The organism is Amycolatopsis sp. Poz14, assembly GCF_006704225.1.
Taxonomy (GTDB): domain Bacteria; phylum Actinomycetota; class Actinomycetes; order Mycobacteriales; family Pseudonocardiaceae; genus Amycolatopsis; species Amycolatopsis nivea.
On record NZ_JACLHD010000001.1, the window covers coordinates 1,769,878 to 1,786,918 of the forward strand.

Consider the following 17,041-nt stretch of genomic DNA (forward strand, 5'->3'; position numbering starts at 1 on the left):
TTAGGCTGACTGCCATGACTTCTGCGCCCGGACGGCTCGTCCTCGCCGCCACCCCGCTGGGCGATCCCGGCGACGCGTCCGCCCGGCTGATCGAGGCGCTGGGCTCGGCGGACGTGATCGCGGCCGAGGACACCCGGCGCCTGCGCGGGCTCGCTTCCGCGCTCGGCGTGTCGCCAACCGGGCGGGTGGTCAGCTTCTACGAGGACGTCGAGACCGCCCGGCTCCCGAAGCTGCTGGAGGCACTCCACGGCGGCGAGACGGTGCTGGTCGTGACCGACGCCGGGATGCCGAGCGTGTCCGATCCGGGCTTCCGTCTCGTGGCCGCTTGCGTCGAGGAGGACCTGCCTATCACCTGCCTCCCCGGCCCGTCGGCGGTGACGACGGCGCTCGCGTTGTCCGGGCTGCCGTGCGACCGGTTCTGCTTCGAGGGCTTCGCACCGCGCAAGCCTGGCGAGCGGTCGAAGTGGTTCGCGGAGTTGGCGAGCGAACGCCGGACTGTCGTGTTCTTCGAATCGCCGCACCGGATCGCTTCCCTGCTGTCGGACGCTGCCGCCGCACTGGGCGGTTCGCGGCGGGCTGCGGTGTGCCGGGAGTTGACGAAGACGTACGAAGAGGTCAAACGCGGCACGCTCGCGGAACTTGCCGAGTGGGCAGCGGACGGGGTGCGCGGCGAGATCTCGGTGGTGCTGGAGGGGGCGACGCCTCGGCAGGCATCGGTGTCGGATTTGGTGCCGGAGGTGGCGGAGCGGGTCGCTTCGGGGGAGCGGTTGAAGACCGTGGCGGCCGAGGTGGCGGGTGCGGCTGGGGTGTCTACGAAGGAGCTTTACGCGGCGGTGCTCGCGGCTCGGAAGTGAGTCAGCTTCTCCGGGCGTTGCCTTCGGCTAGAAGCCGCAGCCAGTGCGGGTCGCCCGGCGCGGTTTTAGTGATCGTGGCCAGTTCCTCCGGCCGCCAAGTGCCGACACCGTCGGTGTGCACGACGTGGTCTTCCGTCAGGCCGTCGTCGGGAATTTCCTTGGTGCTGGCAAGGAACTCGGCGACGGTGGCCGGATCCGCGACGGTGCGGGGAGAAGGAACGGGCACCAGTGCGAGTTCGCCGTCTCCGGCGACCACGAGGTCGCCGTTCGACGTCGCGGCCAGCGCGGTCACTGCCGAGCGGAGCAGTTTGTGCTTCTTGGTTCGGTCGCGCTCGACGTCCACCTCCAGCAAGGTGCCGGACGGCGTCCCGATCCACAGTGCGCCGGGCCGTGCACCGAAGGCGATGGTGAGCTGGGACGAGATGGAATACCTTTTGAACGAGGCCTTCAGGATTCGGCGCAGCGAAGGGAACTCGAATACCAGGACCTGGTGTTCGTAGGTGTTGCCGCGAATCGCCAGGTACCGCCCGTCGGAGCTGAAGACCGGAAGGCCCCAGCAGTTGGCCTCCAGAATCAGCGCCCGGTCCAGGAACCGCAGCCGGTCGCCTGGACGGGAGAAGAGCACAAAGCTCGCGCCCTGGTCGCTTTGCTTCGTGGCGATCAGCCCTCCCGCCGGATGCGCGGCGATGCCGCCGTCCCACATCGGGGCAGGCGTGACGGCCCCGGTGTCGAGATCGATGACGTCCGAACGGTCGTAGCGCTCGGGTGGGGTCGGCGACGTCCACAGCGACTGGCCGTCCGGGCTGAACGCCACGTCGAGAGAGACGGCGACATCCAGCACGGAGGTGCCGTTCCGGGTCCAGCGCACCGTTTCCCCGCTGCCGGGCACGACCAGTTCCGGCCGTTCCGGATGCCAGGCGACGACGGGCCAGCGGCCGAACTTCCCGTACTCCGCGGAATCCGCCCCCACCGCGCCGATTTCGCGCAGCACTTTCTCGGCGTAGTAGAGATGCACCGCGGGCCGCTCCTGGTCGATCCCGGCGACGAGCGGCAGTTTCGGATGGGATACCAGCTCGCCGATCGAAGCGGCGGGGATCCGGGCGATGGCCTGGACAGCGGTCACCAGGGGACTTTAGCGACTGCGCAACAGCATTTTGGCCGCTATTAAGGCCTTCTCCGCGTCCGGCTCCTCGCCGGTGATCGCGTCGGTGTAGATGAACGACTCGCCGACCCGCACCAGCAGGTACGCCAGATCCGCTACCGGCAACGGAGACTCCAGCCGCCCGGCCGCGACCTCGTCGGACAGCAACGCCTGCACCTTCTCGATGGTCCGCGACTGCACCAAGCTCGCCTTGGTCGTCAGCAACCGCAGCGCGCGCTCGGGCTCCCGGCGCAGGAAGGCTCGGAACGGCGAGGAAGCGTTGACCGTCCGCACGAACGCCCCGATCGCCTCCGCGATGCCGTCGCCGCCGCGGCCTGCATAACTGACGTTATCCAGCACCGAGGCCGTCTCCGCCCACAGGATTTCGCTCAGCAGGTGGTCTCGGCTGCCGACCCAGCGGTGCAGGGTCGCGCGGCTGACGCCGAGGTCGGCGGCCAGGTCGCGCATGTCGACGCGGTCTCCGGCGAGGAACCGGGCGCGGGCGAGGCGGAAGGCCGCGACGGCGTCGGGTCGCGAGGTGCGGGTGGACAGTGGCGTATCGATGAGTGAGACGTTAGCAGAAAGTGTTCCATCGATGAGACATATGGCAGAATGTCTCACGAAGAGCGAGAGGAGCCGCGAAGATGCGTGCTGTGCAGGTGACCGAGTTCGGCGGTCCCGAGGTGCTGAAGCCGGTCGAGCTGCCCGATCCGGTGGCCGGGCCGGGACAGGTGCTGATCGAGGTCGACCGCGTCGGGCTGAATTACGCGGATACGCATCAGGCGGAGAACTCGTATCTCGCCCCGAGCAAACTGCCGCTCGTGCCGGGCGGCGAGGTCGTCGGGCGCACGGCGGACGGCAAGCGCGTGGTCGCGCTGCTCAACGACGGCGGCGGGTACGCCGAGCGCGTCGCGGCCGACGAAGCCATGACGTTCCCGGTGCCGGACGGCGTCGACGACCTGAACGCGCTTTCGATGCTGGTCCAGGGCGCGACCGCGTGGATCATGCTGCGCAAGAACGCCCACCTCGAGCCCGGCGAGACCGTGGTCGTGCACGCCGCGGCCGGCGGGGTCGGGTCGATCGCGGTGCAGCTGGCGAACGCGTGGGGCGCGGGCCGCGTCATCGCGACCGCGAGCAGCGAGGAAAAGCGCGAGCTGGCGATCGAACTCGGCGCGGACGTTGCGGTCGATTCCCGTGCCGAGAACATGACCGAAGTCCTGCGGGAAGCCAACGGCGGCAAGCGGGTCGACATCGTTCTCGACATGGTCGGCGGCACGACGACCGACCAGAGCATCGCCGCGCTCGCTCCGTTCGGCCGTCTGGTGTTCTACGGGATGGCCGGCCGCCGCTCGCCGAAGCCGATCGAGTTGCGCAATCTGCTCGGCCACAGCACGACCGTCGCCGGGATGTGGCTGCCGCACGTGTTCCGCTTGCCGGGCAACGTTTTCGGCACCGCGCTTGCCGACCTGTTCACCATGGTGCTGGACGGGAAGCTCCGCGCGATCGCGGGCGGCGAGTACGCGCTGGCGGACGCCCGGAAGGCCCACGAAGCGCTGCGTTCCCGTGGCACGACTGGAAAACTGCTGCTCGACCCGCGGCGCTAGCACTCCCGGGGGCTGGCGAGCAGGGACTCCAACGGCGCCGCTTTGTGCAGGCACTCCTGCCACTCGGCGGCGCTGTCCGAGTCCGCCGTGATCCCGCCGCCGACCCCCAGTGCGATCCGGCCTTCGGCGATCTCGAAGGTCCGGATCGCCACGTTCAACTCCAGCCCCGCCAACGGCGACAGCAACCCGACCGCGCCGGTGTACACGCCGCGCGCGGCCGGTTCCAGCTCGGCGATCAGGTCCAGCGCCCGGATCTTCGGGGCTCCGGTAACCGACCCCGGCGGGAACGTCGCCGCCAGCAGTCCGGCATCGGTGACCCCGTCCGCGAGCAGACCCTCCACAGTGGACGCCAGATGCCACACTCCGGGAGCCGGGTGCACCGCGAGCAGTTCCGGCACCACGACGCTGCCGACCTCGCACACCCGCCCGAGGTCGTTGCGCACCAGGTCGGTGATCATCACGTTCTCCGCGACGTCCTTCGCCGACTGCCGCAACCGCGATGCGTTGCCGTCGTCCGCCGGGCCGCGACGGGGCAGGGTGCCCTTGATCGGCGACGACCGCACGCGGCGGCCGTGGCGTTCCAAAAACAGCTCCGGCGACAGCGAAACCACCGAACCCCATTCACCGGTGACGTAAGCCGCCCGCTGTGGAGCCAGCCGCCGCACTCCCTCGGCGAACAGCGCGGCGGGCGAGCCCTCGAACGTCCCGGTGAACCGCGAGCAGACGTTCGCCTGGAACAGTTCGCCCGCCTCGATCTCGTGTACGCACGCCTTCACTGCCTGCTCGTGCCCGGACGGCCGGTCCAGCGCACTAGCGGACCACGACAACTCCGCGGACCCGGCCAACGCACGCTCCACCACGGCGAGCTGCGCGTCCGCGTCGCCTTCGAGCGACTCGAACCAGCACGCGCCCGCCGCGTCCCAGCGCAGCACGTGATCCGCCCAGCCCCAGGCCGACACCGGAACCCCGGTGGAGCGGCCTGACGGATCGGCCTGGTCGTAAGCCAGAAATCCGAACCACCCGCCGCCGATCCGGCCTGAGGGTCCCGAGGCGGAAAAAGCCGACGGGAACGGTCGCGGAGTCACCGACACGAACGGCGCCACCACCGCGCGCGATCCGAACCAGTTCCCGCACACCGCGGCGGGTTCGGGCAGGCCGTGGGCCCGGGCGTACGCGGACAGCAGAACGAGCGCCCGAGAAGGGGTCAGGTCGGTCCGCAGCCGCTGGAAACGCATCGCGCCATTGTGCCGGAAACCGGCGGTGACCAGCGGAAAAGGTGATCAGAGCAGCACATCGGACAGGGCGAACGGATACACCACCGCGTCCTGCGCCACCGGTCCGTCGACTCCGGGCACGTCCGGCGCGAAGGCGTGCTGGTGCAGCCCGAGCCGAGAATGGAACCACCCGGGCCGCCCGGGGATGCCGTTGTGCCGCACGAGCCACAGCACGACCTCGGAATCGGCCCAGCGGTCCGGGTGCAGCCGGTGCGCCCAGCAGTCGTGCCCGGCGTACACGAGCACCCGGCTGATCTTCGCGGCGTGCCGCACGTGCTTGATCCACGCCTTCACGAACCGGTCGTCGACGCTCTGCGCGTCCACCTCCAGCGCGGGGGCGAGCGATCCGGGCGCGAACGCGCCGAGCCTGCTCGCCGTCCGGACGAAATGGTCGGCCTGGTCGTGCACCGCGCCGGGCCGGGCGTAGTGCCGGGCCCCGGTGTGGATGCCCGCGTGCTGGGCCGCGGCGAGCATCCGCTCCGCGCCCGGATCGCTCCAGTTGACGTTTTCACTGATCGTGACCGAGGCGAACCGCACGTCGGCGCCGCGCACCGCCGTCCAGTCGAGCACCTGCTCGCGATGAGTGAGCGTGAGTCCGCGCCCACTCTCCGGTTCCGCCACCTCGCACCCCTGACAAGCCCCACGACGGGTGAAAGGCCACCCTACGTCCGGAATTCCGGAGCGGGGTGACCTTTCCCGGCGTGTCGATGGGCTTTGATCAGGCGTTTTCCCGCTGGAAGGTGCGCGTTCCCCACCAAATCGCCAAAACGGCCATGACCAGCACGACCACGCTGCCGGTGAACAGCGCGTCCATCGAGAAGTCGCCGCGGAAGCTGTTGCGCTCCACGTCGACCACGTGCCGGAACGGGTTGATCTGCGAGATCGTGTACAGCCACTTCGGAGCCAGTCCGGCGGTGATCGGGATGAGGATCCCGGACAGCAGCAGCAACGGCATGAGCACCGCGTTGAGCAGCGCCGGGAACGACTCCTCGCTCTTGAGCGTGAGCGCAAGCGCGTAGGAGCACGACGCCAGCGTGAGCGCGAGCAGGAACACGATCGCGAGGCTCAGCAGCACGCCGCTGAACGGCGCGTTCAGGTCGAATACCAGGTAGGCGAGCAGGATGATCAGCACCGATTGCACGGTCGCCTGCAACGCGTTCGCCAGCACCTTCCCGAGCAGCAGCGCGGCCCGGTGCACCGGGGTGACGCGCAGCCGCTCGACCACGCCGGACCGGAACTCGGCCAGCAGCCCGAAGCCCACGAACGAACTGCCGAACAGCGCCAGCTGCGCGATCAGCGCGGGCGTGAGCACCATCCAGCCGTCGACCTCGGACATCCCCTGCGCGCTGAGCGACTTCACCAGCAGTGGGCCGAAGAAGAACAGGTACAGCAGCGGCTGGGCGAGCCCGATCAGCAGCCACGCCGGATTCCGCAGCGCGGCCGCCATGTCGCGACGGAAGATCAGCCAGGTGTCACGCAGCATCGGGCACCTCCGGTCGCGCCGGCGCGGGCTGCTCGGCTTCGCGCAGCGACCGGCCGGTGAGCGCGAGGAACACGTCGTCCAAGGTCGGTCGCGTGACCTGCATCGAGGTCGTCGCGATTTCCTTGGCGTCGAGCGCGCGCAGCAGTTCCGGCATCGCGGTGTCGCCGCGCGGCACCCGGAACCTGATCGAGCCCTCGCGCACCGCGAACTCGTGCGCGCCGGGCAGCTGCCGGGCCAGGTCCGCAGCGGCCGCGGCGGATTCCGGATCGACCTCGATCGCGACGCCGTCGCCGGAGACCTGCTCCTTGAGCGCGTCCGGATGCCCGTCGGCGACGATCCGGCCGTCGTCGATCACGATCAGCCGGTCGGCCAGCGCGTCCGCCTCGTCGAGGTAATGCGTGGTTAGGAAGATCGTGACGCCCTGCTCGGCGCGCAACCTCCGGATGTGCTCCCACAGGTTCGCCCGGCTCTGCGGGTCGAGCCCGGTGGACGGTTCGTCCAGGAAGACCAGGCCGGGCGAATGGATCAGGCCCAGGGCGATGTCGAGCCTGCGCCGCTGACCCCCGGACAGCGTCTTCGTGGCGCGCTGTTCGAGCCCGGTCAGGTCGAGCTGGCCGGCGAGCACCTTGCCGCGCGCGATCGCGTCGGCCTTGCTCATCCGGTACAGCCTGCCCTGCAGCTCCAGCTCTTCGCCGACGCGCGATTCGGGCGCGGTCCCGCCGCCCTGGGCGACGTACCCGATGTTGCGGCGCACCCCCGCCGCGTCGGTGAGCAGGTCGTGCCCGCCGACGGTGGCCGTGCCCGCGGTCGGTTTCAGCAAGGTGGTGAGCATGCGCAGCGTGGTGGTCTTGCCCGCCCCGTTCGGGCCGAGGAACCCGACCAGTTCGCCCGCCTCGACGTCGAGGTCGACCCCCTTCACCGCGTGCACCTCGCCACCGGCTCGGCCCTTGCGGCGGAACCGCCGCTCGAGTCCGCGTGCCGTGATCATGGAAACCCCTCTCCTCCCAAGAAGATCAACTAGTCAAGCTTGACTAGTTGACGCGCACACTGTGCCCGAGCAAGAGCGAGTTAGTCAAATTTGATTACTGGGCCGGTTGGCCGAACGCCGAGCCCGGGTCGTCGGCCATCACGTATTCGCCTGCCTCGAGCCTGGTGATCAGCCCGGTGAGCCATTCCCGGCTGGCCTTGGCGATCCCGCCCCACAGCCGGAACAGCTCGGACACGTGCGGCGGCTTGTTCCAGGTGTCGTCTTCAAGGCCCAGCCGCGACCGGCGCTCCTCGGCCTCGAAGTGGATCAGGTTCTGCCGGAGCAGGCTGATCACGTTCCTGCGGGGAAGCGCGGGCATCAGGCTGATCGCCGCGCACAGCTCCGCGTTGCTCGCGCTCGGATCGGACAAGCCCTTCGCCAGCAGCGTCTGGAACTCCTGCTCGCCGTCCGGGGTGAGCCGGTAGGCGACCCGGTCCGGACCGCCGTCGCCCGGTTCGACGTCGATCTTCTCCAGCAGGTCCTCGGCGGTCATCTTCTTGAGCGCGTGGTAGATCGAACCGGGCTGGACGTTCGCCCACTTGTCCGCCGACCACGACAGCAGTTCGCGGCGCACCTGGTAGCCGTGCGCGCGGCCGAACATCCGCACGACCCCGAGCACCAGCAGACGCGTCGCCGACACCGGCTCTCCCTTCCCCGACCGCCAGGAAACGCCCTGGAGCGCATCCGTAGGCTAAACAGGTATGAGCACCCCTGTGTTGACCGCGGTGGCCTGGCCCTACGCCAACGGCCCCCGCCACATCGGCCACGTGTCCGGATTCGGCGTCCCGTCCGACGTCTTCTCCCGCTACCAGCGAATGGCCGGCAACCGGGTGCTCATGGTGTCCGGGACCGACGAACACGGCACGCCGATCACCGTCCAGGCGGACAAAGAGGGGATGACCCCGCAGCAGACCGCGGACAAGTACACCCGCCAGATCGACGAGGACCTGCGGGGCCTCGGCCTCTCCTATGACCTGTTCACCCGCACCACCACCGGCAACCACGCCGCGGTCACGCAGGAGATCTTCCTCGCGCTCAACCGCAACGGCTACGTCGTCCCGAAGACCACCCGCGGCGCGATCAGCCCGTCCACCGGCCGCACGCTGCCCGACCGCTACATCGAGGGCACCTGCCCGATCTGCGGCTACGACGGCGCGCGCGGCGACCAGTGCGACAACTGCGGCAACCAGCTCGACGCCGCCGAGCTGATCAACCCGAAGTCGCGGATCAACGGCGAGACGCCGAAGTTCGTCGAGACCGAGCACTACTTCCTCGACCTGCCCGCGTTCACCCAGACCCTCGGCGACTGGCTGGGCACCAAGACCGACTGGCGCCCGAACGTCCTCAACTTCACCAAGAACCTGATCGACGACATGCGCCCGCGGCCGATCACCCGCGACCTCGACTGGGGCGTGAAGATCCCGCTGGACGGGTGGCGCGACCAGCCGCTCAAGCGGTTCTACGTGTGGTTCGACGCGGTCATCGGCTACTTCTCCGCCAGCGTCGAATGGGCGCGCCGCAACGGCACGCCGGACGCCTGGCAGGAGTGGTGGGCCAACCCCGACGCGCGCGCCTACTACTTCATGGGCAAGGACAACATCACCTTCCACGCCCAGATCTGGCCCGCGCTGCTGCTCGGCCAGAACGGCGACGGCGACCGCGGCGGCGAGCCCGGCAAGTACGGCAAGCTGCACCTGCCGGACGAGATCGTGTCCAGCGAGTTCCTGACCATGAGCGGGTCGAAGTTCTCGACTTCGCGGGGCACGGTCATCTACGTGCACGACTTCCTGCGCGAGTTCGGGCCGGACGCGCTGCGGTACTTCATCTCGGTGGCCGGGCCGGAGACTCAGGACACGGACTTCACGTGGGACGAGTTCGTGCGGCGGACCAACTTCGAGCTGGCCAACGAGTGGGGGAACCTCGTCAACCGGTCGATCTCGATGGCGCACAAGAACAATGGGGCTATTCCGGCTCCGACTGCGCCTGCGCCTGCTGATGAGGAGTTGAAGTCCTTGTCTCGGCAGGCGTTCGAGACTGCGGGTGGGCATCTTGCGCGGTCGCGGTTCAAGTTGGCTGCGGCTGAGGCGATGCGGGTGGTTACGGCGGCTAACCGGTATCTGTCGGATCAGGAGCCTTGGAAGCTCAAGGACGATCCGGATCGGCGGGATGCGGTGTTGCATACGGCGTTGCAGGTGGTTAGTGACGCTAATACGTTGCTGACGCCGTTCCTGCCGCACTCGGCGCAGAAGGTGCATGAGGCGCTTGGCGGGACTGGGGTTTGGGCTGCGCAGCCTGAGCTGCAGGAGGTTCCGGATCTTGATGTGCCGGATCGGGTTAATCCTATTTTGACCGGGGATTATGCCGGGGAGCAGGCTCGGTGGGAGTCGAAGCCGGTTGAGGTCGGGCGGCCGTTGGCGAAGCCGACGCCGTTGTTTGCGAAGCTGGATCCGAAGTTGGGGGAGACTGGGCCTGAGTGGGCTCCGATTGTTACTGACTGACTGGGGGCTTGTCGCCTGGCGGCGACATCGGCTTTTGGTTGCGTGGGGCACCCCGAAGCTTGATTGTGCTGACGGTTCGGGGGTGCTTGTCAAGGCGGGAAAGATGCCTTGACAAGCACCCCCGAACCGCAGATGCGCTTCGTATCGGGGTGCGGGGGAGGGGCTGGGTGCCTCGCTCGTTGGGTGCATCGGCTGCGGTGGGGTGCCGTGATGCGTGGGTGCATCGGCTGCGGTGGGGTGTCTCGATGGTTGGGCGCACTGGGTGCGGCTGGGTGCCTTGATGGTTAGGTGCTGCGGCTGCGGCTGGGTGCCTTGATCGTTGGGTGCACCGGGTGCGGCGGGGTGTCTCGATGGTTGGGTGCTGGGGCCGGGTCCTTCGATGCGTGGGTGCATCGGTGCGGTGTGGTTAATGGCGGGGGCTAGCGCCCCAATGTGGCATTGGGTGCGTCAGATGCACCCAATGAGGTTTTCTCAGTAGCGTCCGTGGTGTTCGTGGTGGGTGAGGACGAGGGCTGCTTGGGTGATGTGGCCGATGCGTTTCGGGCAGAGGGTGACGTGTCGGAGTGCTCGCCAGCGGGTTTTCAACATTGCGGCGGCGCGTTCGCCGAGGCAGCGCAGCCGGGTGTGGAGCAGGTTGAAGGCGTGCTCGTCGAGGGTGAGCGGCGGTCGGCCGGTGGTTTTCTTGACCGGGGTGAGGATGCCGATGCCGGCTGCGTGGTAGGCCTTGTCGGCCAGGGTTTTCAGGCCGTGGGCCGCGACTGCGGTCAGGGCGCCGGTGATGCCGTGGTGCCTGGCCGAGGCGAGGTCGTTGCGGGAGCCGGGCAGCACGGGCGAGACCCAGAGCGGGAACCCGTCGGCGGTGGCGAGGAACTGGATGTTCCCGCCGAAACAGCGGTGTTTGCCCGAATACCACAGATGGACGGTCGCGCCGCGGTTGCGGCCTTTGGTTTTGACGGTGGTCGCCGCGACCCGGTCGCAGGCGATGAGGGTGCCGTCCAAGATGACGTGCGCGTCCCCGGCGCTGCGGCGTTGTTCCAGGACCTGGTGCAGGTCGGGGGCGTGGGCGGCGAGGGCGGTGATGGCTTCGTGCAGGTACCGGTAGGCGGTCGCGACGCTGACGGCGTGGCCGACGGCGAGGCGGTGCACCGGGACGGCGTCGCGGAACCAGGCCAGCGCCAGCACCGCCTGCCCGAACGGCGTCAACGCGCGCCGGCCGCGGCGGGTGCCGCGGCGACGGCGTTCGGCGTGCAGGACACGCGCGACGAACAGGGCCAGCTCGCGCGCCACGTCGAGCGTGGCACCATAGGCAATCACGTGGGGCCTCTGGAATCTCTCGGACTTGATCTTCAGCAAATCCAGTCCTACCAGCGGCCCCACGCCTCGCCCCTCGGCGACACACCCCCACCAAGCCCTACTGAGAAAACCTCAATGTGGCGTTCGGTGCGTGGGATGCACCCAATGCCACATTGGGGCGGGCAACCCGGCCGAAGGCTGCGGCTGGCGGGCGGGTCCGTGAAGGGCTCATCGAGGGAATCTAAGTCCGTGAAGGGGTCCCTCACGGCCGTCGTGGGTCGTGAGGGGAACCCTGGGGGAATCTGGGTACGTGAGGGTTCCCCTCACGGCATTCGCGAGGCGAGGGCGCAGTAGCTTGGAAGCATGGGTGCCGAAAAGCGCGAACTTCCTCCGATTCCTGATCGGCTGCCGGTGACGGTGGTTGACGCGCACACTCATCTCGACGCGTGCGGGGCCGAGACTGCGGCTGATGTCGCCGCGATGGTCGACCGTGCCGAGCGGGCTGGCGTTGCGCGTGTTGTCACTGTCGCGGATGATCTCGCGGCCGCTCGCTGGGCTTCCGAAGCGTCCACCTGGGACTCGCGGGTCTTCGCTGCGGTGGCTATTCATCCCACGCGTACCAAGGAATTCGGGCCTGACGAACAGTCCGAAGTGGAGCGTCTGGCGCGCGGGGAGCGGGTGGTCGCGGTCGGTGAGACGGGGCTCGATTACTACTGGGACTACTCGCCGCACGATGCACAGCAGGCTGCGTTTCGCTGGCACATCGACCTTGCGAAACGGCTTGGCAAGGCGCTGATGATCCACGACCGCGACGCGCACGAGGACGTGCTTCGCATCCTCGACGAGGAAGGTGCGCCCGAGACGGTCGTCTTCCACTGCTTCTCCGGCGACGAGCACATCGCGCGGCGCTGTGTCGACAAGGGCTACATCCTGTCCTTCGCGGGCACGGTCACCTTTAAGAACGCGCGCGGGCTGCACGAGGCCGCGCGTCTTGTGCCGCGTGGACAGTTCCTCGCGGAGACTGACGCGCCGTTTCTGACCCCTCATCCCTACCGTGGGCGGCCGAACGAGCCGTATTGCACCGCCTACACCGTTCGCTTCCTCGCTCAACTGCGCGGCGAAGCGGTCCACGAGGTGGCCGAAGCGGTCCGGACCACTGCCGAACGCGCATACCGGCTGCCTGCGTGATTCCGTAGTGTCACAACGGGTTGCACGGATTGCGACATTCGAGACCGCGCATTCGTCCACCTGATGAGTGACGCAAGTCACGACACTCCGGGGGGTGTTTGCGCAACCTGCCGACACCCGTTACTGTCCCGTGATCGTGCCGGTCGGTACCGCGCAGCGGAACCGGCTGATACGCCCACCAGTCACGTCAGTGCACGTCGGGGAAGCGGAACCGGGGTTGGTACGACCTGGGACCGTGACGATGGCGCTGGCTGGGGGTGTCGGACTTGAGAGGCGCGCCCGAGGGTGCGTCGCGAACGAAGGACGACGCGCGAGGTACGCGCGATGTCTTGGGAAAGGGAACGACCCGGTGACTGGTAGTCGGCAGGATGATTCGCGTCTTGACGCGGGTTCGGCGTATTTCTCCTCCTCCGAGTCCTCGGTGGCCGTGCTCGACCGCGAGCTCGAGGACACCGCCTACGGGCAGCTTGACTTCTCCGACGAGCTCCGCGTGACCGAGCAGGACGTGCTCGCCGCGCTGGGGCCGGACGCCGACCTGCTGATGTCGGAAATCGACGTCGACGTCGACGAGCTGATCCGCCTCATCAACGCGGAAACCACGATGCTTCCGCCTCTCGTTCTCCCGGACGAGGTCGAGCAGGACCGCACCGCCTCCCCGCAGGCCAAGAAGGCCGCGGTCGAGGAAGGGCTGCGCGAGGCGACCAAGACCTGGAAGCGCCGCTTCCTCAAGGGTGCCGTGCTCTCGCTGCTGGTCACCGTCGGCGGTGGCGGCGCGGCGGCGCTCGCGATGAACAAGAGCATCACCGTCGACGTCGACGGCCACCAGCAGACCGTGCACAGCTTCGGCGGCACCGTCGGCGACGTGCTCAAGGACGCGGGCCTCTCGGTCGGCGAGCACGACGCGCTTTCGCCCTCGCCGCAGGCGGCGGTCGGCGACGGCGGCGTCATCAAGCTTGAGCGCGGCCGTCAGCTGAACCTCGTCGTGGACGGCGTGTCCCGGCCCTCCTGGGTCCGCGCGACCACGCTCGGCGAGGCGATGAACCAGCTCGGCATGGGCAGCATGCTTTCCCAGGGCGCGTGGACGTCGATGCCGTCGTCCGGCGAACTGCCGCTGGAGGGCTCGACCGTCCAGGTCAAGACCCTCAAGCACATCACGCTTTTCGACGGCACCAACGCGCCGCGCAAGGTGGACACCACCGCGGTGACCACCAAGGAGCTCGCCTCCGACCTGAAGCTGAACCTCGGCCCGGACGACGCGATCGAGGGCGGTCTCGACGTCAGCCTGAAGAACGGCGCCGAGGTCCACGTCAGCCGCATGGGCGTGTCGATGGTCAACCAGGAAGAGACCATCGACCCCGAGGTGCAGAAGGTCGACGACCCGACGCAGCTGCAGGGCCAGCAGAGCGTCGAGGACCCGGGCACGCCGGGCAAGAAGCTGGTGACCTACAAAGTCACGAAGAAAAACGGCGAAGAGATCGCGCGCGAGCACGTCTCGGAGAAGGTCCTCGTCGAGGCCAAGGCCAAGATCATCAAGGTCGGCACCAAGAAGCCGCCGGCCCCGGCCATCGGCGACACCGGCGCGTGGGACCGCATCGCGCAGTGCGAGTCGGGCGGCAACTGGTCGATCAACACCGGCAACGGCTACTACGGCGGCCTGCAGTTCGACCGGCAGACCTGGAACGCCTACGGCGGCCAGCAGTACGCCCCCACCGCCGACAAGGCGACCCGGGAGCAGCAGATCGCGATCGCCGAGAAGGTGCGCGACGCCCGCGGCGGCTACAGCGCCTGGGGCTGCGGCTACAAGGCCTGAGCCACGCTCTGATTTTCCGGCAGGCGGCCGGGAGCCTCGCGCTCCCGGCCGCCTGTTTTCGTCCGTCGCGCCGCCGCTGGGTAGGCTCGTCCGGTGGTGGAACTGCTGGGGCCTGCCGAAATCCGCGGGCTGGCCGACGAACTCGACGTCCGGCCCACGAAGAAACTCGGGCAGAACTTCGTGCACGACCCCAACACGGTCCGCCGCATCGTCGAACTCGGCGGTGTGCAGCCTGGGGACGTCGTCCTGGAGGTCGGACCCGGTCTCGGCTCGCTGACGCTCGGCCTGCTGGCCGCGGGCGCTCAGGTCGTCGCTGTGGAGATCGATCCGGTGCTGGCCGCCCGCCTGCCGCGCACAGTCGCCGAGCGCGCGCCTGAGGCCGCGGACCGGCTGACCGTCGTCGGCGCCGACGCGCTGCGGGTGCGGGCGGCTGACCTGCCGGCTGAGCCGGTGTCGATCGTCGCGAACCTGCCGTACAACGTCGCGGTGCCGGTGGTGCTGCACCTGCTGGCCGAGCTGCCGTCGCTGCGCAGCGGGCTCGTCATGGTCCAGACCGAGGTCGCGGACCGGATGGCGGCCGGGCCGGGCAGCCGCACTTACGGCGTGCCGAGCGTGAAGCTCGCTTGGTACGGGCCCGCGCGCAAGGTGGCCGCCGTGCCGCGCGCGGTGTTCTGGCCGGTGCCGAACGTCGATTCCGCTCTGGTCTCGTTCACCCGGACCGACCCGGTTTCCGGAGTGGATCGGGCCCGGCTGTTCGCGGTGGTCGACGCGGCGTTCTCGCAGCGGCGCAAGACTTTGCGGGCCGCGCTGGCCGGATGGGCTGGTTCTGCCGAGCGGGCTGGCGAGTTGCTCGCCGAGGCGGGGATCGACCCGAAGACGCGCGGGGAGCAGTTGGACGTGCACGCTTTCGCGCGGATCGCGGCTGCCGGAATGTGACCCACCTCCCCCAGGGTGCTCGCCTTGCGACTTCCAACGGCGGTGTCGGAGCAGGTATTCCCTGGTTTCGCTGCGTTCTCCGATGATCTTGTGTCGTCGCTGATTGTGGGTCATCCACAGCCTTCTGGCTACGCTTGGTGATCACGCGAGCACGGCTGAAACAGCCCTCCACCTGTGACGAGCAGCTCGGCATTCGGGGGAGTCGGCCTGCTCCACGCCCGGGATTGTTCCGCAGGGCTGCCCCCAGGTGCTTCGCTTCGCTGACCTATCTCGGCTCGGTCGAGGCCCCGGTGCGCCGCGCGTCGAGGCCCGCGAACCATCGCCCCTTGACAACGAGAAAACTCTTGTTCCACAAAGATCCTTGATCGTCCACAGTGGAACGAACCCGTTCGCCGCCGGTGCCCGTGACGAGCGTTTCGCAGGTCGAGGCACTGTTCGGCGGCCGAGGTTCCGGGCTTCCGGTTTTTGGACGCGGTGTTCCGGTATGCGGGCACCACCAGACGTGTGATCTGCACCAACGCGCTTGCGTTCAGCCAATGGGATCGGCTTTACTCGAAAGCGTCCATCCCGAGCGACTGAGAGACCTGGCTCGCCGAAGTCGCAGCAACCACCCTCCGCAGGGCAGGTGCTACCGCCAGGACCGATGGAGGCTGTTTTCGATGAAGAGGGTCACCCGCCCGCTCCTGCTGACCCGCCGGCGCGTAGTCGACGAAGGTCGCCGCTCGGTATGTGCGTGTCAACGCTCCATGGTCATCGCCTGATCGTTTTTTCCGCAGTTTCTTGCGCCGTCCACAGTGGACGGTAATTCGATGACGCCTGGCGCGCCCGGAATCGGCGCCGCGCCTCGTTTGCCTGGAGCCCTTTCGTGATCACTGTCGAAAACGTGTCCAAGTCCTTTCCCTTCCACGGAAATCGGGTCGCCGCGCTGCGCGATGTGAGTGTCGACGTGCAAGCCGGTTCGCTGTTCGGGGTCGTGGGTCCGTCCGGTTCCGGCAAGTCGACCCTCGCCCGTTGCATCGCGCTGCAGGAGCGCCCCGACCGCGGCGTCGTGCGGCTCGACGGCCTCAACACCGCGACGCTCGACGGCAAGCGGCTGCGGGAGATCCGCCGCCAGCTGGGTGTCGTCGGGACCAAGCCGGAGCTGATCGCCGAGCGCACCATCGCGGGCAACATCGCCAGCCCGCTGGAGCAGCTCGGCGTCGACGGCCCGCAGCGGCGCAGCCGGGTCGGCTCGCTGCTCGACCTTGTCGGCCTCACCGCCCGCGCCGGGCAGAAGCCGGAAGAACTCACCGACGGCCAGCTCCGCCGGGTCGCGGTCGCCAGGGCGCTCGCCGCCGGACCGGCCGTGCTGCTCGCGGACGACCCGACCGCCGGGATCGCGGCCGAGGACGCGGGTGCGGTGCTCGCCGTGCTCGACCGGGCGCGGGCCGAGCTGGGCGTGACGGTGGTCGTCACCACGCCGGACGCGGACGTCGTCCGCCGGGTCTGCGACGACGTCGCGGTGCTCGACAACGGCGCGATCGTCGAGCGCGGCACGGTGCTCGACCTCATCTCGACGCCGGACAGCTGGACCGCGCAGGCGGTGCTGCCGTCGGTCGAGACCTCGCGCGCCCAGTCCGCGAAGTACGACCGCGCGGTCGACGTCGTGCTGATCGGTTTCGCTTCGGTGGGCGCCCTGCTGCCTGAGGCGGCCAGCCGGTTCGACGTGGAGCTCGCCACCATCGGCGGCGGCCTCACCCGCATCGGGGACACCCCGATCGCCCGGTTCCGCCTCGGCGTCCGCGGCGAGCGGGCCGACGCCGCGCTGTCCTGGATCTCTGACCGGGGTGCGCACGTGAGCCAGCCGGCTCGCGGTCCGCAGAGCGTCGTGGCTGCCTGATTTCCCTTTAACTGAGCGGTTTTCCGAGGGCCGTCCCATGCGATGGGGGCGGCC

The 17,041-nt window shown here is 68.8% G+C and carries 15 protein-coding genes and 1 riboswitch; of the genes, 7 read left to right on the forward strand and 8 right to left on the reverse strand.

Annotated elements, in window-relative coordinates:
- Positions 1 to 14: 14 nt before the first annotated feature.
- Positions 15 to 854, forward strand: a complete 840-nt coding sequence (gene rsmI / locus FKO37_RS08825; protein WP_043832532.1) for a 16S rRNA (cytidine(1402)-2'-O)-methyltransferase — start codon at positions 15 to 17, stop codon at positions 852 to 854.
- Between the two features lies 1 nt (position 855).
- Here the strand turns inward: rsmI and FKO37_RS08830 are convergent, their stop codons facing one another.
- Positions 856 to 1,977: a hypothetical protein gene (locus FKO37_RS08830; RefSeq protein ID WP_238604202.1), complete on the reverse strand. Its 1,122-nt coding sequence runs from the start codon at positions 1,975 to 1,977 to the stop codon at positions 856 to 858.
- Between the two features lie 9 nt (positions 1,978 to 1,986).
- Positions 1,987 to 2,463 carry a QsdR family transcriptional regulator gene (locus tag FKO37_RS08835; RefSeq protein WP_107050993.1) on the reverse strand — a complete coding sequence of 159 codons (477 nt, stop codon included), beginning with the start codon at positions 2,461 to 2,463 and terminating at the stop codon, positions 1,987 to 1,989.
- Positions 2,464 to 2,639: 176 nt separating this feature from the next.
- Here FKO37_RS08835 and FKO37_RS08840 point away from each other — a divergent pair, with 176 nt between their 5' ends.
- Entirely contained in the window at positions 2,640 to 3,599 is a 960-nt protein-coding gene (locus tag FKO37_RS08840) for an NADPH:quinone oxidoreductase family protein (RefSeq protein ID WP_037811187.1), read from the forward strand.
- Here FKO37_RS08840 and FKO37_RS08845 read toward each other — a convergent pair.
- The 5 genes from FKO37_RS08845 to FKO37_RS08865 form a co-directional block, all read right to left on the reverse strand.
- Positions 3,596 to 4,834: an aminodeoxychorismate synthase component I gene (locus FKO37_RS08845; protein WP_238604203.1), complete on the reverse strand. Its 1,239-nt coding sequence runs from the start codon at positions 4,832 to 4,834 to the stop codon at positions 3,596 to 3,598. The two genes, FKO37_RS08840 and FKO37_RS08845, sit on opposite strands and share 4 nt — an antisense overlap.
- A 45-nt stretch (positions 4,835 to 4,879) precedes the next feature.
- On the reverse strand, positions 4,880 to 5,494 hold the full coding sequence (locus FKO37_RS08850) for a glycoside hydrolase family 25 protein (protein WP_037811190.1): 615 nt from the start codon (positions 5,492 to 5,494) through the stop codon (positions 4,880 to 4,882).
- A 97-nt stretch (positions 5,495 to 5,591) separates the two neighbouring features.
- Positions 5,592 to 6,356: an ABC transporter permease gene (locus FKO37_RS08855; RefSeq protein WP_037811192.1), complete on the reverse strand. Its 765-nt coding sequence runs from the start codon at positions 6,354 to 6,356 to the stop codon at positions 5,592 to 5,594.
- Positions 6,346 to 7,344: an ATP-binding cassette domain-containing protein gene (locus tag FKO37_RS08860; RefSeq protein ID WP_238604204.1), complete on the reverse strand. Its 999-nt coding sequence runs from the start codon at positions 7,342 to 7,344 to the stop codon at positions 6,346 to 6,348. The genes FKO37_RS08855 and FKO37_RS08860 overlap by 11 nt, the downstream gene beginning before the upstream one ends.
- Before the next feature lie 94 nt (positions 7,345 to 7,438).
- Positions 7,439 to 8,023 (reverse strand): PadR family transcriptional regulator, encoded by a 585-nt coding sequence (locus FKO37_RS08865; RefSeq protein WP_037811196.1) that lies wholly within the window; start codon positions 8,021 to 8,023, stop codon positions 7,439 to 7,441.
- Positions 8,024 to 8,084: 61 nt separating this feature from the next.
- On the opposite strand from FKO37_RS08865, the gene metG reads away from it, so the two are divergent.
- A complete protein-coding gene (gene metG, locus FKO37_RS08870) occupies positions 8,085 to 9,881 on the forward strand; it encodes a methionine--tRNA ligase (protein ID WP_238604205.1) in 1,797 nt (598 codons plus the stop codon).
- A gap of 471 nt (positions 9,882 to 10,352) precedes the next feature.
- Here metG and FKO37_RS08875 read toward each other — a convergent pair whose 3' ends face one another.
- Positions 10,353 to 11,195 (reverse strand): transposase family protein, encoded by an 843-nt coding sequence (locus FKO37_RS08875; protein WP_238603465.1) that lies wholly within the window; start codon positions 11,193 to 11,195, stop codon positions 10,353 to 10,355.
- A 342-nt stretch (positions 11,196 to 11,537) separates the two neighbouring features.
- Here FKO37_RS08875 and FKO37_RS08880 point away from each other — a divergent pair, with 342 nt between their 5' ends.
- From FKO37_RS08880 to FKO37_RS08895, 4 genes are all read left to right on the forward strand, one after another.
- A complete protein-coding gene (locus tag FKO37_RS08880) occupies positions 11,538 to 12,362 on the forward strand; it encodes a TatD family hydrolase (protein ID WP_238604206.1) in 825 nt (274 codons plus the stop codon).
- A 349-nt stretch (positions 12,363 to 12,711) separates the two neighbouring features.
- Positions 12,712 to 14,172 carry a resuscitation-promoting factor gene (locus tag FKO37_RS47395; protein ID WP_370318254.1) on the forward strand — a complete coding sequence of 487 codons (1,461 nt, stop codon included), beginning with the start codon at positions 12,712 to 12,714 and terminating at the stop codon, positions 14,170 to 14,172.
- Between the two features lie 93 nt (positions 14,173 to 14,265).
- Positions 14,266 to 15,108 carry a 16S rRNA (adenine(1518)-N(6)/adenine(1519)-N(6))-dimethyltransferase RsmA gene (gene rsmA, locus FKO37_RS08890; RefSeq protein ID WP_037820166.1) on the forward strand — a complete coding sequence of 281 codons (843 nt, stop codon included), beginning with the start codon at positions 14,266 to 14,268 and terminating at the stop codon, positions 15,106 to 15,108.
- Between the two features lie 559 nt (positions 15,109 to 15,667).
- A riboswitch (SAM riboswitch) is annotated at positions 15,668 to 15,758 on the forward strand.
- A 215-nt stretch (positions 15,759 to 15,973) separates the two neighbouring features.
- Positions 15,974 to 16,987: an ATP-binding cassette domain-containing protein gene (locus FKO37_RS08895; RefSeq protein ID WP_037820167.1), complete on the forward strand. Its 1,014-nt coding sequence runs from the start codon at positions 15,974 to 15,976 to the stop codon at positions 16,985 to 16,987.
- Positions 16,988 to 17,041 lie beyond the last annotated feature (54 nt).

What these genes read in the sequence shown, in the direction of transcription:
- rsmI (WP_043832532.1), top strand. Translation starts at nt 15, where the DNA reads ATGACTTCTGCGCCCGGACGGCTCGTCCTCGCCGCCACCCCGCTGGGC.
- FKO37_RS08835 (WP_107050993.1), bottom strand. Translation starts at nt 2,463, where the DNA reads ATGCGCGACCTGGCCGCCGACCTCGGCGTCAGCCGCGCGACCCTGCAC.
- FKO37_RS08840 (WP_037811187.1), top strand. Translation starts at nt 2,640, where the DNA reads ATGCGTGCTGTGCAGGTGACCGAGTTCGGCGGTCCCGAGGTGCTGAAG.
- FKO37_RS08845 (WP_238604203.1), bottom strand. Translation starts at nt 4,834, where the DNA reads ATGCGTTTCCAGCGGCTGCGGACCGACCTGACCCCTTCTCGGGCGCTC.
- FKO37_RS08855 (WP_037811192.1), bottom strand. Translation starts at nt 6,356, where the DNA reads ATGCTGCGTGACACCTGGCTGATCTTCCGTCGCGACATGGCGGCCGCG.
- FKO37_RS08860 (WP_238604204.1), bottom strand. Translation starts at nt 7,344, where the DNA reads ATGATCACGGCACGCGGACTCGAGCGGCGGTTCCGCCGCAAGGGCCGA.
- metG (WP_238604205.1), top strand. Translation starts at nt 8,085, where the DNA reads ATGAGCACCCCTGTGTTGACCGCGGTGGCCTGGCCCTACGCCAACGGC.
- FKO37_RS08880 (WP_238604206.1), top strand. Translation starts at nt 11,538, where the DNA reads ATGGGTGCCGAAAAGCGCGAACTTCCTCCGATTCCTGATCGGCTGCCG.